Source organism: Streptomyces sp. RLA123, assembly GCF_056270165.1.
This window is the reverse complement of the sequence record NZ_JBWDOR010000003.1, coordinates 4,211,789-4,234,360: the sequence shown is the minus strand read 5'-3', so window position 1 is coordinate 4,234,360 and position 22,572 is coordinate 4,211,789. Positions and strand designations below refer to the sequence as shown.

The following is a 22,572-nucleotide window of genomic DNA, read 5'->3' as shown; positions in this document are numbered from 1 at the left end:
AGACCCCGTGCCAGGGACCTGCGTATCGCGGCGTCGTCGTCGGCGACCAGCACGCGGCCACCGGTGTGCGCATCGGTTGCCACGGCGGTGATGGTAGGCGCAACGTCCCGAAGGGGCGCGGGTCAGATGTCGAGGCGGTACGGCACCAGGCAGACCACCACGTCGGTGCGGGCCCGCAGGACGGTGGCGAGCAGGATGCCGCGCTGGTTCTGCAGGATGCGGTAGCGGCGGTGCCGGGGCTCGACCTCGGGGATGAGCACGGCGACCTGCCGCCCGCCGACGGCGGCGCGTTTGACGTAGGCGAGGATCGGCTGGACCAGTGAGCGGTGCGGACTCTCGATGATGTCCAGGCGCACCCCGGGGTGCCATTGCTCCCAAGCCTCCAGCAGACGGCGGCTCTTGTCCGGATCGCAGTGCACGGCGACGACCACCACCTCGTCGCCGAGCGACATGGCCGCGGTCAGGGCGTGCCGGGCCAGCCGGCTGACCTCGCCCAGCGGCACGATGACCAGGCTGTCGGTGCGCCGCGGGGGATCGGGGATCTGCCCGGGCCTGAGCTCCTCGCCGACCCGCGCGTAGTACCGCTCGATGCGGGCGAACAGCAGCATCAGCAGGGGCACCGCGATGACGACCACCCAGGCGCCCTCCAGGAACTTGCTGGTCAGCAGGATCACCCCGGCGAGCGCGGTCAGCACCGCGCCCAGGCCGTTGAGCAGCACCCTGGGCAGCCAGCCGCGCGGCCGGGCCCCGGCCCAGTGCCGTACCAGGCCGGTCTGGCTGACGGTGAAGCCGATGAACACGCCGATCGCGTACAGCGGGATGAGCCGCTGGGTGTCGGCGTCCACGACGATCAGCAGGACCGCCGCCACCAGCCCGAGGGCCACCACCCCGTAGCGGTAGACCGGCCGTTCGGCGCGCAGCCCGAAGACGTGCGGCAGCCGGTCGTCGCGGGCCAGCAGGCTCATCAGTACGGGCAGCCCGCCGAAGCTGGTGTTCGCGGCCAGGCCCAGTACGCACGTCACGATCAGGTTCGTCGCGTAGTAGGGCCAGCCGTCCCCTAAGGAACCGGCGGTGAGCTGCGCCAGGATCGTCACCCCGCCGCGCGGCGCGACCTCGTCGCGCCGGATCAGGAAGCCGAGCCCGATCAGCATCAGCGCCAGCAGCGCGCCGAGCATCAGCTCGGTCCGCTGGGCGCGCCGGACCTTGGGCGGCCGGAAGGCCGGCACGGCGTTGGCGATGGCCTCCACACCGGTGAGGGCGGAGCAGCCGGAGGAGAACGCCTTCAGGAGCAGCAGCACGCTCAGCGCCTCGGTGGCGCGCACGGGTTGCGCGGTGCCGACGACCGCCGCCGGATGGGAGCGCAGCAGGCCCACGACCACGACCGCGCCGATGCTCAGGACGAACAGCAGCGCGGGCAGCATCAGCACCCGTGCGCTGTCCGCGACGCCTCGCAGGTTGACCAGGGTGATCAGGCCGAGCCCGCCGAGGCAGATCTCCAGCAGATACGGCGTCAGGGACGGGAAGGCGGACGCGAGACTGGCCGCGCCGGCCGCCAGGCTGACGGCGACGGTGAGCACGTAGTCCACGACCAGGCTGGCCGCCGCCAGCAGGCTGACCCCCCTGCCGAGGTCCTTCTTGGCCACCGCGTAGGACCCGCCGCCGTCCGGGTGGACGGCGATGACCTGCCCGTAGGAGATCACCAGCACGACCAGCAGCGCGGCGATGACCAGCATGACCGGCAGCGTCGCGGACAGCGCCGCCGTCCCGGCCGCGATGAGGACGACGACGATGGACTCCGGGCCGTACGCCACCGAGCTGAGCGCGTCCAGCGACAGCGCCGCCAGCCCCTGGAGGCTGGTCAGCCGCGACTTGTCGCCCTCGCCGTGCAGCAGGGGGACCTTGGGGCGTACCTGACGGCGCGCCAGTCCGAAGGTCATGACCGGATTGGACGGGCCAGGAACTCGACCGCCGCGAGGACGAGGACGACGGCCAGCGCCAGGCCGACGACCACCCAGCCCGTCGGGTACGACCAGAAGGCGAGCACGAGGCCCGCCGCCACGACGACGATCCAGGCGACCAGCACCTTGTGCCGGGCCAGCCACGGGCCGACGGGCCCGGTCCGCATCCCCACCCCCTCCGCGGCGTCCCCCGCGGCGCCGAGCACGGACTCCCACACCCCGCGCACCCGGACGGCGTACCGACCCGGGCCGCTGAGCCACGCGCCGAGCGCCACGACGACGCCGAGCACGACGACCGCGCGGACGGTCCCGCGCAGGAAGTGGATCAGCGTGTCGTAGACGGTCGCGGCCGCGGGCTGGGACACGCTCGCGGGCAGCGCGTCCAGATAGACCGTCCGGAACACGGTCAGGGCCAGGCCGAGCACCAAGGCGGCCCCGGCGAAGCCGAGCGCCGCGGCGACCAGGGACCGGCGGCGGCGCACGGCGAGCAGCACGCCCACCGCGGCCAGGAGGACCGTGAGCACCGGCAGCCAGAGGCCGACGAGTTGCAGCAGCCGGAAGGCGGTCCTGATCTTCCCGACCTTCTCCGAGCGGACGACGGTGAAGTCGGTGTGGATCTGCGGGATCTTCGCGGCGATCGTGAGGCCGGCGTCGACCAGCCGCTGCTTGACCTGGTCGATGACCGGGGCCAGGTCGATGGCGACGGTGTCGTTGGTGAGCCGCACCGCGCCGCCGCCCTGGCCGGTGAGCGCCTTGTCGACGGTGGCGTGGATGCGGCGGTTGGCGTCCACCCACAGCTTCCGGAAGGCCTCGCTGCGCACGACCCGTTCCGCCGTGCTGTGCACCAGGCTCTCCAGGCCGCTGGTCAGCGGCCCTGACAGCCGCCCCAGGAGGGCGTCCAGCCCCGGGCGGTCGGCGGGGGCGACCTCGTCCAGCAGGGACTTGAGATCGACGTGCTGCATGACGGCGCCGGTGATGCGGGTGGCGGCGGCGTCCTGCACGTCGCGGTCGGAGGCGAGCGGCGCCACGGTGGCCACGTACCGGTCGGTGTCGCCGATCTGGGAGTTCACCCAGACGGCCAGCGCGCTGAGCGGCACGAGGACGCAGGCGAGGACGATCAGCAGTGCGGAGAAGAAGGCCCTGACCGGATGGTGCCGGCGGCGGCCGCCGGCCGGGGCCTCACGCGCCTCCAGCGCCGCCAGCCGCGCGCGCAGCTCGGCGAGGTCACCACCCTCGGGGCTTGTGCCCGCCATGTCACCGCCGCCTCTCCCTGACCATGCGACAGGGTCATTTAATCCGTATTGTCCATGATGTGCCATATGAGGCGTCAGAAGCGGTACGGAGGACGACGATGACAACGGTGAACCAGTGGCGCGCGGCGTACGCCACCTACGCGGCGGCCCTACTGACGGTCACGGCCTGTGCCGTGAGCGGCTGCTCGGACGGCGCCGGCACGCCCTCCGTCGACGGCTCCCGGGCCGCCTCCGCCGCGTCCTCGCTGGCCGCCCGCGGCGGCGAGGCCCTGGCGTCGGCGACCGCCGCGGCGGCGTCGGAACTCGCCCGCATCAAGGGCGGCGTCGACGCCAAGGCCGACGTCCGCCTCGGCAGCGTCACCGTGGCCCAGGGCAAAGGCAAGGCCGACGTCCCCGTCACCGCCGCCAACAACGGTGCGAAGCCCGCCACTTACACCGTCCAGGTCTCCTTCCGCGACGCCGGCGGCAACCTTCTCGACGCGGTCGTCGTCACCGTCCCCGACGTCCCCGCCCACGGCACCGGCCGGGCCACCGCCCGCAGCCACCGCGACCTCACCGGCACCGTCAAGGCGACGGTGGACACCGCCCTCCGCCACTGACCCCGGCGGGCGGCCGGTCGCCGGAGAGGACGGCGCCGAAGGTGATGCACACGGCGAGGGCGACGCAGGCGGCGATGAGGCAGGACAGGAGCGTGAAGACCGAGCCGAGGGAGCCGTAGGCCTCCAGGCTGCGGTTGAGCGCGAGGGGCACGTAGAGCGGCGCGGCGAGATAGGCGACCTCGAGGACCCCCGCGGTGAGCACGGCGCCGGGGAGTAGCGGCCGCCAGCCAACCCGGCCGCCCAGCAGGAGGTGCTGCGTCCACCACCACACGGCGATGCCGCACGTCAGCGAAAGGGGGATGCCCAGCCACTCGCCGACACCGAAGGCGTCCCGCAGGGGCCCCAGGAGGAAGACGACGACCAGCATCGTCACCACCCAGGCGAACCACCGCCAGGCCGCGATCCGCGCACCGGACTTCGGCATCCGCCAGGCCCGTTCGCACACCCGCTGCATCGACCGGCTGCACGCGGTCGCGGACAGCAGCACCATGAGACTGCCGACCGCGCCGACCGTCTCCCGCAGATTGCCCGCCTCGGCCTCGGCCAGCTGACTCAGCTGCTGCTGCGACGCGCCGTCCAGTCCCAGCAGGTCGTGCAGCGAATGGAAGATCTCCCGGCGCAGGTCATCGGGCGCGAGGGAGGTGACGACGAAGACCAGCGGCACGGCGGTGAGGAAGACCTGCGCGGCGAGCCGGGTCCCGGCGTCGAGGACGTTGACGGTCAGCAGCCGGGCGGCCAGCCGGGTGATGACCGGGAACCGCCGCTCGGCACCACTGCGCAGCTCCCGGGCCCGGCGCGGCAGATCCGCGCGCACGGCGCTGAGCCCGTCCCGAATCCCGCCCCGCGGCCGGCCTGTCACCCTCCGACTATTTTTCAGCCCGGCACACCCCGCAACCGGTGCACCGATGAGTTTCCGCGGCAGGCGTCGTTTCACCTCCGTGAGCGGTCGCCGCAGGGGCGGCCGCGCGTTCCGAGGGAGCCGGCATGACGGGGACACTGGACGGCCGCACGGCGATCGTCTACGGCGGCGGGGGCGGTATCGGCGGCGGTGTGGCGCGCGTCCTGGCCCGCGAGGGGGCGCTGGTGTGCCTGGCCGGGCGTACCAGGGAGCGGCTCGACGCGGTGGCCGGGGAGATCGCCGCGGCGGGCGGCCGCGCCGAGACTGCCGTGCTCGACGCGCTGGACGAGAAGGCCGTCGACGCGCACGTCCAGGACGTGGCCGACCGCCACGGGGGAGTCCACGTCTCGTTCAATCTCGTCGCGCGCGGCGATGTGCAGGGCGTCCCCCTGGTCGAGATGACCGCGGACGACCTGCTGCGCGCCGTCGACACCGGGCTGCGGTCCTCGTTCGTCACCGCCCGCGCCGCCGCCCGGCGGATGATCCCCCAGGGGTCCGGGGTGATCCTGCACCTCAACAGCGCGTCCGGCGCAGGGGCGATGCCCGGCATGGGCAGCACCGGGCCGGCCGACGCGGCGACGGAGGCGTTCATGCGGTACCTGGCCGCCGAGACCGGGCCGTACGGGGTGCGGGTCTGCGGCATCTGGACGGCCGGGGTCGCAGAGACGCTGACCCGCGAAGGGCTGACCGCCGTCGCCGGGGAGAACGCCCCCGACCCGCAGGCCGCCCTGGCGGCCATCGCCGGGGCGTCGGTGCTGCGCCGCACCCCGAGGCTCGCCGACGTCGCGGAGGTGGCGGCCTTCCTCGCCTCGGACCGGGCGGCGGGCATGACGGGCACGATGACCAATGTGACCGCCGGTCTCGTGCTCAGGTGACACGATCCCCACCACCCACGGATGGAGACAGCGCCATGGATCTCAGGCTCGAACTCGTGCTGCTGCCGGTCGCGGACGTCGACCGTGCCAAGGCCTTCTACAGCGAGAAGCTCGGCTTCGCCGTGCACGTCGACCACCGGGCGGGCGACGACTTCCGGGTCGTCCAGCTCGACCCGCCCGGCTCCGCCTGCTCGGTCTCGGTGGGCAGGGGCATCACGGACGCGGAGCCCGGCTCGGTGCGCGGACTGCACCTCGTCGTCGACGACATCGAGGCCGTACGCGAGGAGTTCACCGCGCGCGGCGTCACCGTCGGCGGCATCCGGCACATGACGCCGGGCGGCTGGGTGGACGGCGTCGACCCGGACCACGCCCCGTACAACTCCTTCGCCGAGTTCGCGGACCCCGACGGCAACACCTGGGTGCTCCAGGAAGTGCGGCGCGGGCCCGGCGGGAAGGACCGGTCCGCGGGATGACGGACGAGGCGGCCTTCGCCGCGCTGAGCGAGCGCCACCGCCGCGAACTGCACGTCCACTGCTACCGGATGCTCGGCTCGTTCGACGAGGCGGAGGACGCGGTGCAGGAGACGTACCTGCGGGCGTGGCGCGGACGGGACGGGTTCGGCGGCGATCTGCTCTACCGCGCCTGGCTCTACCGCATCGCGACCAACGTCTGCCTCGACACGCTGCGGCGCGGTGCCCGCCGCCCGGCCGCCGCGCACTCCTTCGCGGACGTGCCGTGGCTCCAGCCGTACCCGGACGGCCTGCTGGACGAACTGGTGGCCGGCGGCGCGGACGACCCGGACGCGGTCACCGTGGAACGCGAGACGATCGAGCTGGCGTTCCTGGCCGCGCTCCAGGTGCTGCCGCCCCGGCAGCGTGCCGCGTTCCTCGCCCGGGACGTCCTCGGGCGTCCCGCGGAGGAGACGGCCGCCCTGCTGGGGACGACGGTCGCCGCCGCCAACAGCGCCCTCCAGCGGGCGCGGGCGACGATGCGGCAGCACCTGCCGGCGCGGCGGGCCGAGTGGTCCGCGGGGGAGCCAGGCGCCGAGGAGAAAGCCCTGCTGGAACGCTTCATCGACGCGCACGAACGCTGCGACGCCGCGGCCGCCGTGGAGATCTCCGCGCAGGATCTGCGGATCACCATGCCGCCGCTGCCGCTGCTCTTCGAAGGGCTGGACGCCATCGCGCCGCTGCTGGAACGCGCGCTGGGCGAGAACCGGGAAGGCGACTGGCGGTTGCTGCCGACGAGCGCCAACCGCATGCCGACCGCCGCCAGTTATCTGCGGCGGCCGGGCGACTCCCGCTTCCGGGCCTTCAAGTTCGACGTCCTGCGGGTGGAGAACGGGCTGATCGCCGAGATCACGACCTTCGGCCCGGCACTGTTCCCGGCGTTCGGCCTCCCGCCGGAGCTGCCGGAGTCCACGCATCCGGCCGCACCCGTGGGACCGGGCCCTTCCACGGAACGGTGAGCGGGACCGGCGGCGCGCCGGGAACGCCTGGTGCGCCGTGAGCGGGCCAGGGAACGCGTGGAGCTCGCGCACCGCGTCCGGGGCGAGGCCTCCGGTGGTGCGTGGGCGCGGACGGCGACCGCTCGGCCACCGGCTCACGGGCGCCCCGGGGCGGTGGGACCTCCCCCACCGCCCCGGGGCGGTGCGAGGTCAGTGCTGCTCCCGCTCCCGCCACTCGGCCACGACCTGCTCGATGTCGTACGGCCTCAGCCCCAGCGGCGGACCGGGCGGCGGCATACGCAGCGCCGCACGGATCTTGTCGTTGATCCCCTCCAGGATGGCCCGGACCAGGCGCTCCGACGGGGCGCGCCGCGCCTTGGCCAGGGCGTCCTCCGCCTCCTTGCGCAGCACGAGGGCGGGCGGCAGCGAGGACAGGCCCTCACGGGCCATTTTCCGCCGGATCCACCACAGCTCGTCGTACGGCTCGTCCATCGAGGGCAGCGGCTTGCCCGCCCCGGGCAGGTCCTCGAAGGCGCCGCGCTCCGTGGCGTCGCGGATCTGATGGTCGACCCACGACTCGAACGGGACACCGGGTGGCTTGCGCTCCGTCATGCCTTCGATTCTCCCCCAGGCCCCGCTCAGACGGGAGACGCCGGGGTCAGCAGAACGAAGTCCGCACCCGCCGGATCGAGGCAGACCGCCAGCCGGCCGACGCCCTCGGCGTCCTCGGGGCCCATCTGGAGCGAGCCGCCGTTGCCGGTGACGCGTGCGGCGGCGGCGTCGCAGTCCCCGACGGCGAAGACCGGGTGCCAGTAGGGGCGCCCGCCGTTCAGCGTGAGGAACTCCGGGGCCATCTCCATCAGCCCGCCCTGCATCCGGTCCTGGCTCTCCCCCGCGGGGGTGATCACGGTGTACGTGCCCCCGTTCCCGCCGGGGAGCGGCATGTCGTCGGTCTTCCAGCCGAAGAGGGAGCCGTAGAACTCCTTCGCGGCCGCCACGTCCGTGGTGTACAGCTCGGTCCAGCACAGGGAACCCGGCAGGTCGGCGGCACCGAAGCCCTGCGTCCCGCGCGGCTGCCACACGGCGAACTCGGCGCCCAGCGGGTCGGTGAGCTGCGCCAGGCGGCCCGCGTCCCGCACGTCGGACGGCTCCCGCCGCACCGAGCCGCCCGCCCGCATCGCGGCCCAGGTGGTCACCTCGACATCGAGGGCGCGGAAGTAGATCATCCACGCGGGGCGGGCGCCCTCCTCGGTGAGCCTCCCGACCGCGCCCACCGTCCGCCCGTGCAGCCGGAAGAGCCCGAAGTCACCGCCGTCCAGGGCGAACCGCTCGAAGTCCCAGCCGAAGACGGCGCCGTAGAAGGCGGCCGCGGCATCGACGTCCGGCGCCCCGAGGTCCACCCAGCACGGCGAGCCGGGGACGAAGTCTGTGGTGATCATGACGCTCCCTTCGGCGGGGTCCGTCCCTGATCCTCCCAGCGTGACACCAGGGGCCGACTGCGGCACGGGAGGCCGCGCCCGGCACGCCGCCGCGTCCCGCGCGCTATGCCTCGCGGGGCGCCCAGCCCTGGTCGCGCAGCACCCCGGCGACGTCCGGCGCGCGGTAGTGCCCGCCCTTGAGGACCTTGCCGTCGGCGCGCAGCGTCGGCCGGCCCTCGGGGCCCAGCTTGGACATATTGGCGCGGTGCACCTCGGCGATCACGGCGTCGAGGTCGATGCCGTGGACCAGCGCCGTGCCGTACGCGATGTAGACCACGTCGGCCAGCTCGTGCGCGAGGTGGGCCAGCGAGCCCTCCGCGGAGGCCTCCGCGACCTCGGCCACCTCCTCCGCCAGCAGCTCCTGGCGGTGCGCGGCGTGTGCGGCGGAGATCTCGGCGGGAGCGGAGCGGACGTCGAGGCCGAAGGCGGTGTGGAACGCGCGGACGAGACCGGCGGGTGATGCGGGAGGCGCAGGAGGGATGTCAGTGACGGGAGAGACAGCAGATGCGGGAGTGCCAGGCGAGGAAGGGGAGGAGGCGTGCATCCGGCCGATCGTAATCCGTGCCCGCCGCGGACTCAGGCCGCCGCGCCCCGGCCGCCCGCCACGCCCCGCGGACTCAGGCCGCCGCGGTGCCCGCGTACCGGCCGTCCACCCGGATCGCGGTGATGCCGCTGATGTGCCGTGCCCCGCACCGGTCCTGCGGGAGCACCAGTTGCGGGCCGCTCCCGTCCAGCGGATTGCCGTCGATGCGGGTGGCCAGCAGTACGGCGGCCCGCCCGAAGTCAGGGTCGATCTCGCCCCAGGACAGCAGCGCATGATGTCCGTCGGCACCGGTGACGACGATGAGGAAGCGCAGCCGGTCCTTGCGCCGGGACGGGTCGAAGGCCGGACCGGCGGCGCACAGCACCTCGTGCAGCAGCGGCCCCTCGAACCGGTGGTGCCGCGTCCCACTGGTGGCGCACTCGAAGCTGCCCCGCACCTCGTGCTGGGGCCAGGCGCGCAGATCGCGCACGGTGAGCGGGGCGGGGCGGGCGAGGTTGCCGCTCAGCACGAATCCGGCGAGCTGCGGCTGCGGCGCGGGAACGGGCGCGGTCACGGGCATGCACCTCCCGGACAACCGTACCCACGGCGACCCCCCATGAAAACGCACGTGCAGGATCAGATGTCGAATCGTCTGGCTAATGCAATGCAATAGGGATCATCAAAGCTGCATCTGCGGCACTATCATCGGAGCCCGCGCGACCACTTACCGAGGGGGAATGACCACGTGACGAACCGTTCCGTGCACCGCCGGACCCGGGCTGTGCGGCTGGCCGTCGGAGGCACCGCGGTGCTGCTGGCCCTGAGCGCCTGTTCCTCCGGCGACGACTCCTCGGACGCCTCGTCGTCCGCCTCGCCCGGCTCGTCCGCCGACGGCCTCAAGGGCACGGTCACCGTGTTCGCCGCGGCCTCCCTCAAGGAGACCTTCACCGAGCTGGGCAAGCAGTTCGAGGCCGCGCACCCCGGCACGAAGGTGAGTTTCAACTTCGGCGGCAGCGACGCGCTCGCCGCGAGCATCACCTCAGGCGCCCCGGCCGACGTCTTCGCGGCCGCCTCCCCGAAGACGATGAAGATCGTCACCGACGCGAAGGACGCCTCCGGGGAACCGGAGACCTTCGTGCGCAACCAGCTGGAGATCGCCGTCGTCCCGGGCAACCCCAAGAGGGTCGGCGCCCTCGAGGACCTCACCGGGTCCGGCCTCAAGGTCGCCCTGTGCGCCAAGGAGGTGCCCTGCGGCGCCGCCGCCCAGAAGGCGCTGGACGCCGCCGGGCTGAAGCTCACGCCGGTCTCCTACGAGCAGGACGTCAAGAGCGCGCTGACCAAGGTCGAGCTCAAGGAGGTCGACGCCTCGCTCGTCTACAGGACCGACGTGAAGGCCGCCGGTGGCAAGGTGGAGGGCGTGGAGTTCCCCGAGTCCGCCAAGGTCGTCAACGACTACCCCATCGTCCTGCTCGAGGACGCCCCCAACGCCGACGCCGCCACGGCCTTCATCGCCCTGGTGGAGTCGCCCGAGGGCGCCGAGGTGCTGAGCGCCGCGGGCTTCCTCAACCCGTGACGGACGACGCCCAGGGCGGCGCGGCCGGCCCCGTGAAGGCCCGGCCGCGCCGTCACCGTTCCCGGGTGCCGCTGCCCCTGCTGCTGCCCGCGCTGATCGGTCTCGCCTTCCTGGTACTGCCGCTCGCCGGGCTGCTGGTGCGCACACCGTGGAGCGACCTCCCGCACCAGCTGACCAGCCCCGGGGTGTGGCAGGCGCTGCGGCTGTCGCTGGTCTGCGCCACCTCCGCGACCGCGGTGACGCTGGTACTGGGCGTTCCCCTGGCCTGGCTGCTGGCGCGCACCGAGTTCCCCGGGCGCCGCCTGGTGCGGGCGCTGGTGACGCTGCCGCTGGTGCTGCCCCCGGTCGTCGGCGGGGTGGCGCTGCTGCTGGCGCTGGGCCGCAACGGCGTCGCGGGGCGGTATCTGGACCAGTGGTTCGGGCTCACGCTGCCGTTCACCACGGCCGGGGTGATCGTCGCCGAGGCGTTCGTGGCCATGCCGTTCCTGGTGATCAGCGTGGAGGGCACGCTGCGCGCCGCCGACCCCCGCTACGAGGAGGCCGCCACCACGCTGGGCGCCTCCCGCTTCACCGCGTTCCGCCGCGTCACGCTGCCGCTGATCGCCCCGGGCATCGCCGCGGGCTCGGTCCTGGCGTGGGCGCGCGCGCTCGGCGAGTTCGGCGCCACCATCACCTTCGCCGGCAACTTCCCCGGCCGCACCCAGACGATGCCGCTGGCCGTCTACCTGGCCCTGCAGAGCGACCCCGCGGCGGCCATCGCGCTCAGCCTCGTCCTGCTCGCCGTCTCCGTCGCGGTCCTCGCGGGACTGCGCGACCGCTGGATGACGGCCGCATGAGCGGCCGTCTCCCGGCAGAGGGCCTGCTGGCCGAACTCGTCGTCGACCTGGGCACGTTCCGGCTCGACGTACGTCTGGCCGCGGCCCCCGGCGAGGTCCTGGCGCTGCTCGGGCCCAACGGCGCCGGCAAGACCACCGCGCTGCGCGCCCTGGCCGGGCTGACGCCACTGACCGGCGGACGGCTGCGGCTGGACGGGACGGAACTGGACGGCACGCCGCCCGAGACCCGCCCGGTCGGCGTGGTGTTCCAGGACTACCTGCTCTTCCCGCACCTGTCCGCCCTGGACAACGTGGCCTTCGGCCCGCGCTGCCACGGCCTGCCGAAGGCACGGGCGCGCGCCGAGGCGGCGGCGTGGCTGGAACGGATGGGGCTGGCCGAGCACGCGGCGTCCCGGCCGCGGCGGCTGTCCGGCGGGCAGGCGCAGCGCGTCGCCCTGGCCCGCGCGCTGGCGACCCGGCCGCGGCTGCTCCTGCTGGACGAGCCGCTGGCCGCGCTGGACGCCCGCACCCGGCTGGAGGTGCGCTCACAACTGCGGCGCCACCTGGCCGAGTTCGAGGCGGTGGCCGTGCTGGTGACGCACGACCCGCTGGACGCCATGGTGCTGGCCGACCGGCTGGTCGTCATCGAGCACGGCCGCGCCGTTCAGGAGGGCACCCCGGCCGAGGTCGCGCGCCGCCCCCGCACGGACTACATCGCGCACCTGGTGGGTCTCAACCTCTACCGGGGCGAGTCCGACGGCCGCGCCGTGACGCTCCCCGGCGGACCGGCGGTCACCACCACCGACGAGCTGACGGGCCCGGCCTTCGCGGTGTTCCCGCCCGACGCGGTCACCCTGTACCGGGAGCGGCCCGCCGGCACGAGCGCCCGCAACCTGTGGCACGGCCGGGTGGCCGGTCTGGAGTCCCGCGGCGACCGCATCCGCGTCGACGTCGACGGTGAACTCCCGCTCGCCGCCGACCTGTCGACCGCTGCCACGGCCGAACTGGACCTCCACCCGGGGGCCGAGGTCTGGGCCACCGTCAAGGCCGCCCAGGTGCACGCCTATCCGGCGTGACCCGGGCGGCCCCTCCGGGGGTACCGGCCGGGCACCGCCAGGGCCGGCCGGAGTCGTTCACAGCCCGATGTCGCGCCTGCGGAAGTCCTCCAACGACTCGCGGCGCACCAGCAGCCGGGCCCGGCCGTTGTCCACGGCGACCACCGGCGGGCGGCCGACCATGTTGTACGTCGAGGCCATCGACAGGTGGTAGGCGCCCGCGACCGGTACGCCGAGCAGGTCGCCCGGCCGGATGTCGCCGGGCAGCGGGACCGCGGAGGCCAGGACGTCGCCGGCCTCGCAGTGCCGGCCCACGACGGTGACCAGCGCGGGCTCCTCCGTGGAGTGCCGGCCGATCAGCCGGGGCGCGTAGCGCACCCCGTACAGGGCGGGCCGCGGATTGTCGCTCATACCGCCGTCCACGGCCACGAAGACCTGGCCGCCGGTGCGCTTGACCGACAGCACCCGGTACAGCGCCACCCCCGCCGGCCCGACGATGGCCCGGCCCGGCTCGACCGTCAGCCGCGGGACGGGCAGCCCGGCGGCCGCGCAGCTCGCGGCGAGCTCGCCGCGGACCCGGGAGGCCAGCGAGGTGATGTCGAGCGCCGCCTCGCCGGGCCGGTACGCCACCGCGTGGCCGCCGCCGAGATCCAGTTCGGGCAGCGTGACACCGTGCTGGCGGCGGATCCCGGCCAGCAGCCCGACCAGCCGTCGCACCGCGGACAGGTACGGCTTGATGCTGGAGATCTGCGAGCCGAGGTGGCAGTGCAGTCCGGCCAGTTCGAGCCGCGGCTGGTCCAGGACCCGGGCCACCGCGTGCTGCGCGGAGCCGTCGGCGAGCGACAGCCCGAACTTCTGGTCGTCGGTGCCGGTGCGCACCGCGGCGTGACCGCCGGCGGCGATGCCGGGCACGATGCGCAGCAGCACCTTCTGCCGGGAACCGGCCGGGACCTGGGCGGCCAGCCGGGCGATCTCCCCCGTGCTGTCGATGACGATGCGGCCCACCCCCAGACGCAGCGCGGTGGCCAGGTCCTCGGGGCTCTTGGCGTTGCCGTGCAGCACGATGCGCTCCGCCGGGAAGCCGGTGACGACGGCGAGTTCGAGCTCGCCGGCCGAGCAGACGTCCAGGCCCAGGCCCTCCTCCTCGACCCAGTGGGCCATCGCCCGGCACAGGAACGCCTTGGCGGCGTACAGCACGTCGGCGTCGGGGAACGCGGCCCGGTAGGTACGGCAGCGGGCCCGCACCTCGCCCTCGTCGAGGACGTACGCCGGGGTGCCGAAGCGCTCGGCGAGCTCGGTGAGGGCGACGCCGCCCACCGACAGCTCACCGTGCGGCGCGGTACGGGTGGAGGCCGGCCAGACGGACAGCCCGGTGTCGACGCCTTCGGCGGCGAGCGCGGTGAACGCAGTGGATGCGGAGAACGGAGAAATGGTCATGGCAGGCGCTCCTCAGCCGATGCGCAGCGGCAGGTGGTCGGCGGTGTGCACGGCTCGCGGGTCCCAGTCCGCGGTGGCGCCCACGGCGGGCGCGGCGAACTGCGGGTCCACGGTGAGGGTGGTCACCCCCAGCGGTTCGGCGAGCGCCCGCAGCGCGGATTCGCCGAGCCTGATCCATTCCTGGCCGGGGCCGAGCGTGGCGGCCAGGCGTTCCTCACTGGTGAAGGCGACGGCCGTACGGCCGCCCAGGGGCGTACGGAACATGCGCGTGACGCACCCGACGGGACCCGGCCGGACGGGGACGTACCACGTCTCCCGGTGGGGCTGTCCGGCCGGGACGGGTTCGGAAGGTTCCGGGTCGTCCCCGCACCATGTCTCGCTCATGGCGATCCTCCTGTGAGGTTCGTTCGTGACGGTGGCCCGGGCCGGTCGTGGTCCGTGGCCAGGCATTGACGCTATGCCCGGCACCTCCCGGTCCGGGCCCGTCCCTGATACGACGTTGACGTCCGCGGGCCAAGCGTTGACGGTCCGCTGGCGGCACGGTCAGGGAAGCGTCAAGGGTCGCGGCGGCGGCGACAGGGCGACGACAAGAGCTCCCGCGCGCGGACGGGGACAGCGCTTCCATGGGGGTATGGAAGACACCGGATACCGCCGCGTGGTCGTGGGGGTGAGCGGCTCGCTGGGCAGTCTCGCGGCACTGCACCGGGCGGCCGCCGAGGCCCGCCGCAGCGATGCGGCGCTGGTCGTGGTGCACGCCTGGGAACCGGCGGGCGGGGAGTTCGCCTACCGGCGCCGGCCGTGCCCGACGCTGCTGCGTGCGGAGCAGGACCAGGCCCGGACACGGCTGCTGACCGCGATGGACAACGCCTTCGGGGGCGCGCCGGCCGGCCTCCCGGTGCACGCGCTCATCGCCCGCGGCCCCGCGGCCCGCTCCCTGGTGCACGTCGCGGACCGCGAGGACGACCTCCTCGTCGTCGGCGCCGGGCACCCCGGCCGGCTGCGCCGGCTGCTGTCGCCTTCGGTGGCCCGCCGGTGCGTACGGGACGCTGCCTGCCCGGTGCTGACCGTGCCGCGCCCGTCGCTCCAGGACCTCTTCGAGAACGTGCGCCGCCGCAACGCACGGCAGCTGCCGCTGCGGGCCGCCGGACCCGTCTGACCGTTCCGCGGGGGGACTTCACGCCATCGGAACCGCAACCCGTCCGAATCAGGTGAGGGCCTTGCCCCACAACCCGTCCCTGTCCCCGTCCCTGCACAGGCTCGCCCTGCCGGCCGCGGTCCTGCTGCCGTTCGCCGTCGCCGCGGCGACGGCGCCCTTCCGCCCGGACCTCTCCGCCCCGCTCGTGGCCCTGGTGCTGGTGGTCGCGGTGGTGGCGGTCGCCGTCCTCGGCAGCCGCGTCGCCGGGGCCGTCGCCGCGCTGTCGGCCGCGGCGTGGTTCGACTTCTTCTTCGCCCCGCCCTACGAGCGGTTCACCATCGCCGGGCCGGGCGACATCGCCACCGCGGTGCTGCTGCTCGTCGTCGGCCTGGCCGTCTCCCAGCTGGCCGCGCGGACACGGCGGCTGGAAGTCGACGCCGTCACCGACGCGGACCACCTGACCCGCATCCATGAGACCGCCCGGCTCGTACAGCGCGCCCCGTCGCCGCACCGGGTCGTCGAGCACGTCGGCGACCAGCTCGTGGGCCTGCTCGGGCTGCGCGACTGCCGCTTCGAGTACGGCACCCTCGTCGGCCACCCGCCGCGGCTCGAGGCCGACGGCACGATCATCTGGGGCCGTCACCCCTGGGACGCGGACCGCCAGGGCCTTCCCGACACGGAGGTCGAACTCCGGGTCTTCCACAACGGCCGCTTCCACGGGCGCTTCATGCTCCGCCCCACCCCCGGCACCGTCCCCTCGGCCCAGACCCGCCTGGTCGCCGTCACCCTCGCCGACCAGGTCGGCGCCGCCATCGACCTCGTCGCTCCCACCCCGCCCGCGGACTCGTCGTAGCCCGCGGCGCGGGGCGCGGCGGCCTGGCGGGGACGAGCGGTGGAATGAGGCGTATCGGCCCCATGGAGAGCCGATCGGCATGGACGGCGGGCCCGTCATGGTGGTGACCGCCCCCGTACGGGAGCACCGCCGGACGGGGTCCGCTGGACCAGCTCGCCGAGACCCTCGTCCACTACGACGCCGCCTCGGCGCACCGGGCCGACGACACGGCACTCCTGCTGCTGCGCCGCGTGACCCGGACTTCGGCCGCGCCGCCGCCGACCGCCCGCACACACTGATGGCCGCGAACGACCCCGCCCGCACGACGCGTTGAGCGCCGCACGGGCGGGTCCTGGTGCGGCGCCGGTCAGAGCCCGGTACGCGCTCGGCCGGCGGGAGGAGGCGGCTGCAGGGGGCCCCTCTGTTGTCGTAGCGGGCGAGGCGGAGGGTCTCGCCCTCGAACCGGACCTCCGCGGGCGGGGGGTTGGGCACGCTGGTCCGGGCACTCGGACTGCCGTCGATGAAGACGCGCTCCCGCGGCCGGTTCCAGCCGTCGACCAGACTCCGGACCTCCTCACGGGAGGGCCAGGGGTTCTGCAGGGTCCGCGGGGCGGCCGGGCCGTGCCGGTGGCCGTTGAGACTGCGGACCAGGCCCTCGCGGTAGACGCCCTTGACGCGGAAGTGCTCCAGGTCGTCCAGGTTCGCGACCGTGCTGACGCACCGGCGGGGGTCGCCGCGGTGACGGCCCGCGGCGGGCGAGATCCACAGGCAGGGTTCCCGCGGCGAAGTGCCGCCTACCGCGCTGAATGTCCAGTCCGCCCTCTCCCCGGACGATTTCCCGGGACACCTCGGCCACCGGACACCAGCCCAGCAGCCCGGCCGGGGTGCCGGCTCCGGCCGGCTCCGGCCCGGTCACGCCGGGAATCACCCGTCCCGGACCGGCGCGTCCACAACGGGTCGACGGCCGGCCCGTCCGCGCCCCTTCGGCCCCGTCAGTGGCAGGGGAAGCCGAGCAGGTGGCGCCCGTCGTGCAGCCACTCGTGGACGTGTCCCCCGGAGACGAGCGACGTCGCGCCCTGCTCGGCACCCACGAAGTAGAGGACGACGAGCATCAGGACCCCGAAGAAGACGGCCCACGGCGCGATCGCGCCGATCGGCAGCGGGGCGGGGGCGGCCGCGGGTGCGACGGCGGGCCGGACGGCGGAGTGCGCCATGGCAGGACCTCCTGGTGGGAACGCGCGTCCCGGTTGGTGGAGCTCTGACGTCGGCTGCGGGTCTGACTCTCGCCCGGCACTGTGCCCGGCTTACAGTGGCGCGACCGTGCCGGATTCCCACCGGACTTCCGCGATGCCGTCGTACGTGTCCTTGCGACGGTACCGCGATCCGTCCGGACGGCCAAGGGCGCCCGGTTCCAGCCCCATTGACCGTGTGACCTGCCGTCGAACGCCTGGCCGTGAGCGGTGGCCGGGCCGTTTCGGGGCCGGCCCGCGGCCCCCGCGGACAACGGAGGAGAGCGCATGACAACACGGGTCACCCTGATCTCGCCGGTCGTGACGGCCGCCCTGCGCGAGGCCCGTTTCGACGACGACGTGCCGCCGGACGGGAAGGCGCTGGAGGTGGCCCGCGCGGTGGCCGGACACCTGCGGCCGGCCGGCCGGGTCCTGGTGTCGCCCTCGGCGCGCTGCCGGGCGACCGCGGCGGCACTGGGCCTGGCCACCGCCGAGGAGGCCCCCGACGGCTGGGCGCTGGGCCGCTGGCGCGGCCGCACGCTGGCCGAGGTGAGCGCCGAGGAGCCCGACGCCGTCGCGGCCTGGCTCTCCGACCCCGACGCCGCCCCGCACGACGCCGAGTCGCTGCGCGACCTGTGCACCCGGGCCGGCGACTGGCTGGACGGGCTGGCGGCCGAGCCCGGCCGGGTGATCGCCGTCGTGGAGCCGGAGATCGTGCGGGCCTGCGCGGTACGGGCGCTGGGCGCGCCGGAGTCGGCGTTCTGGCGGATCGACGTCCCGCCGTTCACCGCGACGGACTTCAGCGGGCGGTCCGGGCGCTGGAACCTGACGGCGGGCCGGCCGCCGGCCTGAGCGAACGGCGCCGTGCGGCGGGCCTGGCTGCCAACTGCCGGTACACGCAAGAGGGACGTTTTCGCGCCTCCCAGGTTCTTGCAACCCAGTCGCAATAAGACCGTATGATGAGGCGTTCGAGCAGGCCGACTCCGAAGCGGAGCACCTCATGCATGTACCCGACGGATTCATCGACGCCCCGGTGTCGGTGGCGACCGGGGCCGTGGCGGCGGCCGCCGTCGCCGTGAGCCTGCGCGGTGCCCGGCGCGAACTCGACGAACGCACCGCGCCGCTGGCCGGACTCGTCTCCGCCTTCATCTTCGCCGTGCAGATGCTCAACTTCCCGGTGGCGGCGGGCACCAGCGGCCACCTCCTGGGAGGCGCACTCGCCGCGATCCTGGTCGGCCCCTGCACCGGCGTGCTGTGCGTGTCGGTGGTGCTGCTCATCCAAGGGGTGCTCTTCGCCGACGGCGGTCTCACCGCGCTCGGCGTGAACATCACCGACATGGCCATCGTGACGGTCGTCGTCGCCTACGCGGTCTTCCGCGGCCTGGTGAAGGTGCTGCCGCGCACACGCGGCGCGGTGACGGGCTCGGCCTTCGTGGCGGCCCTGCTCTCCGTACCGGCCGCATCGGTCGCCTTCACCGCGATCTACGCGCTCGGCGGCACGACCGACGTCCCCCTCGGCAAGGTCTTCACCGCCATGGTCGGCGTCCACGTACTGATCGGCATCGGCGAGGCGTTCATCACCGCCGCGACGGTGGGCGCCGTGATCGCCGTCCGTCCCGACCTCGTCCACGGCGCCCGTGACCTGCGCCGTCCGCTGGAGCTGAAGGAGGCGACCGTCTGATGGCGGCCGTGACCACCACCCCCAAGCGCGGCGGCATACGGCCGCTGTGGATCGCCGGCCTGATCGCCGCCCTGGTGCTCGCCGGATTCGTCAGCTACTACGCCTCGTCCAGCCCCGACGGCCTGGAGAAGGTCGCCGCCGACCACGGCATCGACAAGAAGACCGGGGAACACGCGGCCAAGGACTCCCCGCTGGCGGATTACCGGACCAAGGACGTCGGCGATCCCCGGCTGTCCGGCGGCCTCGCCGGGATCCTCGGCGTGGGCGCCACCCTCGCGCTCGGCAGCGGCGTGTTCTGGGTCGTGCGCCGCCGACCGCGCACGGACGAGGCCTGACGGATGGGCGCGGGGCACGCACACCGGCTCTACCGGCACGGGCACTCGCCGGTGCACGCGCTGCCCCCGCAGTGCAAGATCGCCGCGGTCTTCTGCTTCGTCCTCGTCGTCGTGTCCACACCGCGCACCGCGGTCTGGGCCTTCGCGCTGTACGCGGTGCTCCTGGCCGCGGTGGCGGCGGTGGCCCGCGTCCCGGCGGGCTTCCTGCTGCGGCGGCTGCTGATCGAGGTGCCGTTCGTCGCCTTCGCCGTTCTGATGCCGTTCGTCGCCGAGGGCCCGCACACCGAGGTGCTCGGGCTGTCCGTGAGCGTGAACGGCCTGTGGGGCGCCTGGAACATCCTCGCCAAGGGCACCCTCGGCGTCGCCGCCTCGGTGCTGCTGGCCTCCACCACGGAATTGCGCGAACTCCTGCTCGGCCTCCAGCGGTTGCGGCTGCCCGCGCTGCTGGTGCAGATCGCCTCCTTCATGATCCGCTACGGCGACGTCATCACCGGCGAGATGCGCCGCATGCGCGTCGCCCGCGCCTCACGCGGTTTCGAGGCCCGCGGCCCGCGGCACTGGGGCATCCTCGCCAAGTCCGCGGGCGCCCTGTTCATCCGCTCCTACGAGCGCGGCGAGCGTGTCCATCTGGCCATGGTCAGCCGCGGCTACGCCGGCAGCATGCCGGTGATCGACGACGTCACGGCGTCCCGCACGCAGTGGTCGTACGCTGCCGCGCTCCCGGCCGCCGCCCTGCTGGTCTGTCTGACGGGATGGTTCGCTTGACACCCTCACTCGAGGTCAAGGGCCTCGCCTACGCCTACCCCGACGGCCACCAGGCGCTGTTCGGCGTGGACCTGACCATCGGCCGCGGCGAGCGGGTCGCGCTGCTCGGGCCCAACGGCGCCGGCAAGACCACCCTCGTACTGCACCTCAACGGCATCCTGGAGGCGGGCGCGGGCACGGTCACCGTCGCGGGCCTGCCGGTCGGCGACCGGAGGCACCTCGCGGAGATCCGCCACCGGGTCGGCATCGTCTTCCAGGACCCGGACGACCAGCTGTTCATGCCGACCGTCCGCGAGGACGTCGCCTTCGGCCCGGCCGCGGCCGGGATGCGCGGGCCCGAGCTGGAGTCCTGCGTCCGCGGGGCGCTGGAGCGGGTCGGCATGGCGGAGTTCGCCGACCGGCCGCCGCACCATCTGTCCTTCGGCCAGCGGCGCCGGGTCGCGGTGGCCACCGTGCTCGCCATGGAGCCGGAGATCCTCGTCCTCGACGAGCCCTCCTCCAACCTGGACCCGGCGTCGCGCCGCGAACTCGCGGACATCCTGCGGTCGCTGGACGTCACGGTGCTGATGGTCACGCACGACCTGCCCTACGCCCTGGAACTCTGCTCCCGCGCGGTGGTCCTCAGCGGCGGTGTCATCGCGGCGGACGGCCGCACGCAGGAGCTGCTGTCCGACGACGCCTTGATGCGCCGCCACCGCCTGGAACTGCCCTTCGGTTTCGACCCGCGCTCGGTCGCGGTCGACCTCTGACGTTCAGGACCCGCACGGAGGGCGGCCGGCCTGCTCCGGGTCGACGGCGACGACCGCGTCCGCGAGCGCCGCGAAGCGCTCCGTGCCGCCGAGAGGGGCGACGACACGTTCCCGCAGCGCGTCGGCGAGCGTACGGGCGGCCGTCACCGCCACCTCCAGCCCGCGTTCGGTCAGCGCCGCCAGCGTGACACGCCGGTCGCTCCGGCAGGGACGGCGCTCGATGAGGCCGGCCTCCGTGAGGCGGTCGGCGACCTTGGTGGTGCCCGCCGTCGTGAATCCGAGCGTGCCCGCGAGCTGGTACATCGGCGCGGAGCGCTCCGGCGTGGTCATGAGGAACCACAACGCCTGGAACGAGGACGGGGCCAGCCCCGAGCGCGCCTCCACGTCCGCCAGCAACTGGTCGGTGACGCGACGGAAGCCCGACTGCAACGCGTCCCACCGTGCGAGCAGTTCCAGGTCCGCGGCGCCGGGGCAGCCGGCGCCGCCGTCCGTCCCCGTGTGGATCTCCGTCATCACATTGCCCAGGGTACCAACGCCAGCTATCGTCTAACCAGCTACTTAATATCTGGCTAGCCATCAAAGGATGCGGTTCCCGATGACCGACTCGTCCACCACCCCCGCCGGCCTGCGCACGGGCACGTGGATCCTCGACCCCGCGGGCTCCTCGGTCCGGCTCACCCACAAGACGATGTGGGGCGCGGCCACCGTCAAGGGCGCCTTCGCCACCGTCTCAGGGACCGGCGAACTCGCCCCCGACGGCGCCGCGCACGGCACACTCACCGTCGAGGCCGCCTCTCTCGACACCGGCAACTCCCAGCGCGACACCCATCTGAAGTCCGCCGAGCTCTTCGACGCCGCGGCCCACCCGGCGATCGTCTTCACCGCCCGCCGGGTCACCGCCGGCGCGGACGGCGCACTCGCGGTCGACGGCGAACTGACCGTCCGCGGCACCACGCGCCCGCTCGCCCTGACCGGCCGGACCGACACCGCCGCCCCCGACGCGGTCGTGCTCACCGTCGAAGCCGTCGTCGACCGGGCGGACTTCGGCCTCACCTGGAACCGGCTCGGCATGATCAAGGGCCCCGCGACGATCTCGGTGACGGCCCGCTTCACCCAGGGCGGCTGACGCCTCGGGTCACCGCCGCCCCGGGCCCCGCAGTGCCCGCAGTTCCCGCAGCGTCCACCCGCGCCCGCCCGGGTCGAGCGGGCGCGTGGCTGCGGTGAAGACCTCGGCCGCGCGGCGGTAGGACAGCCGGCCGCGGCCGGTGCGGAACACCGGTCCGCCGACGCGCCCGAGCGTCAGCAGCGCGAGCAGCCGGCCCGTCGCCCCACCCCAGCGCAGCGGCGTGACGCCGACGCGCTCGCGGGTGCGGCGGCCGGGCAGGTCCAGGTCGTCGACGTCCAGCGCGAGGACCCGCTCGATGGGTGCCCCGGTGTCGTGGAGCAGATGCCACAGGGCCTGTTCGCGCAGCGGGGCCGGCAGACGGAGCACCGCCCCCGCGCGGTCCGCACCGGGACCGCCCGCCGCGTCGCGCGGCGCCGGCAGGGGCAGCGCCCGCAGACCGTCGAGCGGGTCGCACGTCAGCCAGCCCTGCTCCCGCCACCAGCCCACGGCGGCGGCGAGGACGGACAGTTCGCGGTTGGCCGTACGGACGCCGACCGCGGCGGAGCGTGCGGCGAAGGCCGCGCGCAACCGCTGCGCCGCCCGCGGTGTGTCCAGCAGCGTCAACGGGACGGCGGGCGGCGAGGCGTTGCGGCGCCCCCGCCCCAGGGGAGCGGCGCGCCCGACCAGGCCCCACGTCCAAGTGGCCAGGGCGATCCGGTAGACCCGGCGGGAGCCGGCGCTCAGGCCCGTGGCGGAGAGATAGCGGTCGACGGCGACGGCGTACTCCACCGGACGGCTCATGCCCACCCCCGTCGACCCGTCATGGTGGC

At 74.2% G+C, this 22,572-nt stretch carries 25 protein-coding genes and 1 pseudogene; 14 read left to right on the top strand and 12 right to left on the bottom strand.

Annotated features, from left to right (window positions below):
* Nucleotides 1–122: 122 nt before the first annotated feature.
* Both RV983_RS19215 and RV983_RS19210 read right to left on the bottom strand, forming a co-directional pair.
* Nucleotides 123–1,937 (bottom strand): APC family permease, encoded by a 1,815-nt coding sequence (locus tag RV983_RS19215; RefSeq protein ID WP_475986993.1) that lies wholly within the window; start codon nt 1,935–1,937, stop codon nt 123–125.
* Nucleotides 1,934–3,211: a hypothetical protein gene (locus tag RV983_RS19210; protein ID WP_475986992.1), complete on the bottom strand. Its 1,278-nt coding sequence runs from the start codon at nt 3,209–3,211 to the stop codon at nt 1,934–1,936. The genes RV983_RS19215 and RV983_RS19210 overlap by 4 nt, the downstream gene beginning before the upstream one ends.
* Nucleotides 3,212–3,309: 98 nt before the next feature.
* On the opposite strand from RV983_RS19210, the gene RV983_RS19205 reads away from it, so the two are divergent.
* Nucleotides 3,310–3,810, top strand: coding sequence for a hypothetical protein (locus RV983_RS19205; protein WP_475986991.1), 501 nt, complete (start codon nt 3,310–3,312; stop codon nt 3,808–3,810).
* On the opposite strand, the gene RV983_RS19200 is transcribed toward RV983_RS19205, so the two are convergent.
* Complete coding sequence (locus RV983_RS19200) at nt 3,776–4,669, bottom strand: YhjD/YihY/BrkB family envelope integrity protein (protein ID WP_475986990.1); 894 nt, start codon at nt 4,667–4,669, stop codon at nt 3,776–3,778. The genes RV983_RS19205 and RV983_RS19200 overlap by 35 nt on opposite strands.
* Nucleotides 4,670–4,794: 125 nt before the next feature.
* On the opposite strand from RV983_RS19200, the gene RV983_RS19195 reads away from it, so the two are divergent.
* Genes RV983_RS19195 through RV983_RS19185 form a run of 3 tightly spaced genes read left to right on the top strand, consistent with a single transcriptional unit; the run spans nt 4,795 to nt 7,051 of the window.
* A complete protein-coding gene (locus RV983_RS19195; protein WP_475986989.1) occupies nt 4,795–5,583 on the top strand; it encodes an SDR family NAD(P)-dependent oxidoreductase in 789 nt (262 codons plus the stop codon).
* A gap of 35 nt (nt 5,584–5,618) precedes the next feature.
* Nucleotides 5,619–6,056, top strand: coding sequence for a glyoxalase superfamily protein (locus RV983_RS19190; RefSeq protein WP_475986988.1), 438 nt, complete (start codon nt 5,619–5,621; stop codon nt 6,054–6,056).
* The gene (locus RV983_RS19185; RefSeq protein WP_475986987.1) at nt 6,053–7,051 is read left to right on the top strand and encodes an RNA polymerase subunit sigma-70; all 999 of its coding nucleotides are present in this window, start codon (nt 6,053–6,055) and stop codon (nt 7,049–7,051) included. Before RV983_RS19190 ends, RV983_RS19185 begins: the two co-directional genes overlap by 4 nt.
* A 189-nt stretch (nt 7,052–7,240) precedes the next feature.
* On the opposite strand, the gene RV983_RS19180 is transcribed toward RV983_RS19185, so the two are convergent.
* The 4 genes from RV983_RS19180 to RV983_RS19165 all read right to left on the bottom strand — a co-directional run bounded on the left by RV983_RS19180 (nt 7,241) and on the right by RV983_RS19165 (nt 9,605).
* A complete protein-coding gene (locus RV983_RS19180) occupies nt 7,241–7,642 on the bottom strand; it encodes a DnaJ family domain-containing protein (RefSeq protein WP_475986986.1) in 402 nt (133 codons plus the stop codon).
* A 26-nt stretch (nt 7,643–7,668) separates the two neighbouring features.
* Entirely contained in the window at nt 7,669–8,469 is an 801-nt protein-coding gene (locus RV983_RS19175) for a VOC family protein (protein ID WP_475986985.1), read from the bottom strand.
* A gap of 103 nt (nt 8,470–8,572) precedes the next feature.
* Nucleotides 8,573–9,052, bottom strand: a complete 480-nt coding sequence (locus tag RV983_RS19170; protein ID WP_475986984.1) for a pyrophosphohydrolase domain-containing protein — start codon at nt 9,050–9,052, stop codon at nt 8,573–8,575.
* A 73-nt stretch (nt 9,053–9,125) separates the two neighbouring features.
* Nucleotides 9,126–9,605 (bottom strand): molybdopterin-dependent oxidoreductase, encoded by a 480-nt coding sequence (locus tag RV983_RS19165; RefSeq protein ID WP_475986983.1) that lies wholly within the window; start codon nt 9,603–9,605, stop codon nt 9,126–9,128.
* A gap of 171 nt (nt 9,606–9,776) precedes the next feature.
* On the opposite strand from RV983_RS19165, the gene modA reads away from it, so the two are divergent.
* From modA to RV983_RS19150, 3 genes are read left to right on the top strand one after another with little or no spacing between them, the layout of a single operon-like run.
* Entirely contained in the window at nt 9,777–10,604 is an 828-nt protein-coding gene (gene modA / locus RV983_RS19160) for a molybdate ABC transporter substrate-binding protein (protein WP_475986982.1), read from the top strand.
* A complete protein-coding gene (gene modB, locus RV983_RS19155; protein WP_475986981.1) occupies nt 10,601–11,440 on the top strand; it encodes a molybdate ABC transporter permease subunit in 840 nt (279 codons plus the stop codon). Before modA ends, modB begins: the two co-directional genes overlap by 4 nt.
* Nucleotides 11,437–12,495, top strand: coding sequence for an ABC transporter ATP-binding protein (locus RV983_RS19150; protein ID WP_475986980.1), 1,059 nt, complete (start codon nt 11,437–11,439; stop codon nt 12,493–12,495). Before modB ends, RV983_RS19150 begins: the two co-directional genes overlap by 4 nt.
* Before the next feature lie 57 nt (nt 12,496–12,552).
* Here the strand turns inward: RV983_RS19150 and lysA are convergent, their stop codons facing one another.
* Together lysA and RV983_RS19140 are read right to left on the bottom strand one after the other, a co-directional pair.
* Nucleotides 12,553–13,911, bottom strand: coding sequence for a diaminopimelate decarboxylase (gene lysA, locus RV983_RS19145; RefSeq protein ID WP_475986979.1), 1,359 nt, complete (start codon nt 13,909–13,911; stop codon nt 12,553–12,555).
* A gap of 12 nt (nt 13,912–13,923) precedes the next feature.
* A complete protein-coding gene (locus tag RV983_RS19140) occupies nt 13,924–14,295 on the bottom strand; it encodes an SAV_915 family protein (RefSeq protein ID WP_475986978.1) in 372 nt (123 codons plus the stop codon).
* A 247-nt stretch (nt 14,296–14,542) separates the two neighbouring features.
* Here RV983_RS19140 and RV983_RS19135 point away from each other — a divergent pair, with 247 nt between their 5' ends.
* On the top strand, nt 14,543–15,067 hold the full coding sequence (locus RV983_RS19135) for a universal stress protein (RefSeq protein ID WP_475986977.1): 525 nt from the start codon (nt 14,543–14,545) through the stop codon (nt 15,065–15,067).
* 61 nt (nt 15,068–15,128) lie between these two features.
* Nucleotides 15,129–15,899 (top strand): DUF4118 domain-containing protein, encoded by a 771-nt coding sequence (locus tag RV983_RS19130; RefSeq protein WP_475986976.1) that lies wholly within the window; start codon nt 15,129–15,131, stop codon nt 15,897–15,899.
* Nucleotides 15,900–16,870: 971 nt separating this feature from the next.
* Here the strand turns inward: RV983_RS19130 and RV983_RS19125 are convergent.
* Nucleotides 16,871–17,092 (bottom strand): CbtB domain-containing protein, encoded by a 222-nt coding sequence (locus RV983_RS19125; protein ID WP_475986975.1) that lies wholly within the window; start codon nt 17,090–17,092, stop codon nt 16,871–16,873.
* 303 nt (nt 17,093–17,395) lie between these two features.
* Here RV983_RS19125 and RV983_RS19120 point away from each other — a divergent pair, with 303 nt between their 5' ends.
* From RV983_RS19120 to RV983_RS19105, 4 genes and pseudogenes are all read left to right on the top strand, one after another.
* On the top strand, nt 17,396–17,959 hold the full coding sequence (locus RV983_RS19120; protein WP_475986974.1) for a histidine phosphatase family protein: 564 nt from the start codon (nt 17,396–17,398) through the stop codon (nt 17,957–17,959).
* A 148-nt stretch (nt 17,960–18,107) separates the two neighbouring features.
* A pseudogene (locus tag RV983_RS19115) lies at nt 18,108–19,123 on the top strand (energy-coupling factor ABC transporter permease).
* Between the two features lie 3 nt (nt 19,124–19,126).
* Entirely contained in the window at nt 19,127–19,888 is a 762-nt protein-coding gene (gene cbiQ, locus RV983_RS19110; RefSeq protein WP_475986973.1) for a cobalt ECF transporter T component CbiQ, read from the top strand.
* Nucleotides 19,876–20,637 carry an energy-coupling factor ABC transporter ATP-binding protein gene (locus tag RV983_RS19105; protein WP_475986972.1) on the top strand — a complete coding sequence of 254 codons (762 nt, stop codon included), beginning with the start codon at nt 19,876–19,878 and terminating at the stop codon, nt 20,635–20,637. Before cbiQ ends, RV983_RS19105 begins: the two co-directional genes overlap by 13 nt.
* Before the next feature lie 3 nt (nt 20,638–20,640).
* Here the strand turns inward: RV983_RS19105 and RV983_RS19100 are convergent, their stop codons facing one another.
* Nucleotides 20,641–21,150: a MarR family winged helix-turn-helix transcriptional regulator gene (locus RV983_RS19100; RefSeq protein ID WP_475986971.1), complete on the bottom strand. Its 510-nt coding sequence runs from the start codon at nt 21,148–21,150 to the stop codon at nt 20,641–20,643.
* A gap of 82 nt (nt 21,151–21,232) precedes the next feature.
* On the opposite strand from RV983_RS19100, the gene RV983_RS19095 reads away from it, so the two are divergent.
* Nucleotides 21,233–21,763 (top strand): YceI family protein, encoded by a 531-nt coding sequence (locus tag RV983_RS19095; protein WP_475986970.1) that lies wholly within the window; start codon nt 21,233–21,235, stop codon nt 21,761–21,763.
* Nucleotides 21,764–21,772: 9 nt separating this feature from the next.
* On the opposite strand, the gene RV983_RS19090 is transcribed toward RV983_RS19095, so the two are convergent.
* Nucleotides 21,773–22,543, bottom strand: a complete 771-nt coding sequence (locus RV983_RS19090) for a hypothetical protein (protein ID WP_475986969.1) — start codon at nt 22,541–22,543, stop codon at nt 21,773–21,775.
* Between the last annotated feature and the right edge of the window lie 29 nt (nt 22,544–22,572).

Coding starts and splice junctions, on each gene's coding strand:
- RV983_RS19215 (WP_475986993.1), bottom strand. CDS start 1,937: ATGACCTTCGGACTGGCGCGCCGTCAGGTACGCCCCAAGGTCCCCCTG.
- RV983_RS19210 (WP_475986992.1), bottom strand. CDS start 3,211: ATGGCGGGCACAAGCCCCGAGGGTGGTGACCTCGCCGAGCTGCGCGCG.
- RV983_RS19205 (WP_475986991.1), top strand. CDS start 3,310: ATGACAACGGTGAACCAGTGGCGCGCGGCGTACGCCACCTACGCGGCG.
- RV983_RS19195 (WP_475986989.1), top strand. CDS start 4,795: ATGACGGGGACACTGGACGGCCGCACGGCGATCGTCTACGGCGGCGGG.
- RV983_RS19190 (WP_475986988.1), top strand. CDS start 5,619: ATGGATCTCAGGCTCGAACTCGTGCTGCTGCCGGTCGCGGACGTCGAC.
- RV983_RS19185 (WP_475986987.1), top strand. CDS start 6,053: ATGACGGACGAGGCGGCCTTCGCCGCGCTGAGCGAGCGCCACCGCCGC.
- RV983_RS19180 (WP_475986986.1), bottom strand. CDS start 7,642: ATGACGGAGCGCAAGCCACCCGGTGTCCCGTTCGAGTCGTGGGTCGAC.
- RV983_RS19175 (WP_475986985.1), bottom strand. CDS start 8,469: ATGATCACCACAGACTTCGTCCCCGGCTCGCCGTGCTGGGTGGACCTC.
- RV983_RS19170 (WP_475986984.1), bottom strand. CDS start 9,052: ATGCACGCCTCCTCCCCTTCCTCGCCTGGCACTCCCGCATCTGCTGTC.
- RV983_RS19150 (WP_475986980.1), top strand. CDS start 11,437: ATGAGCGGCCGTCTCCCGGCAGAGGGCCTGCTGGCCGAACTCGTCGTC.
- lysA (WP_475986979.1), bottom strand. CDS start 13,911: ATGACCATTTCTCCGTTCTCCGCATCCACTGCGTTCACCGCGCTCGCC.
- RV983_RS19140 (WP_475986978.1), bottom strand. CDS start 14,295: ATGAGCGAGACATGGTGCGGGGACGACCCGGAACCTTCCGAACCCGTC.
- RV983_RS19135 (WP_475986977.1), top strand. CDS start 14,543: ATGGAAGACACCGGATACCGCCGCGTGGTCGTGGGGGTGAGCGGCTCG.
- RV983_RS19125 (WP_475986975.1), bottom strand. CDS start 17,092: ATGGCGCACTCCGCCGTCCGGCCCGCCGTCGCACCCGCGGCCGCCCCC.
- RV983_RS19120 (WP_475986974.1), top strand. CDS start 17,396: ATGACAACACGGGTCACCCTGATCTCGCCGGTCGTGACGGCCGCCCTG.
- cbiQ (WP_475986973.1), top strand. CDS start 19,127: ATGGGCGCGGGGCACGCACACCGGCTCTACCGGCACGGGCACTCGCCG.
- RV983_RS19105 (WP_475986972.1), top strand. CDS start 19,876: ATGGTTCGCTTGACACCCTCACTCGAGGTCAAGGGCCTCGCCTACGCC.
- RV983_RS19100 (WP_475986971.1), bottom strand. CDS start 21,150: ATGACGGAGATCCACACGGGGACGGACGGCGGCGCCGGCTGCCCCGGC.
- RV983_RS19095 (WP_475986970.1), top strand. CDS start 21,233: ATGACCGACTCGTCCACCACCCCCGCCGGCCTGCGCACGGGCACGTGG.
- RV983_RS19090 (WP_475986969.1), bottom strand. CDS start 22,543: ATGAGCCGTCCGGTGGAGTACGCCGTCGCCGTCGACCGCTATCTCTCC.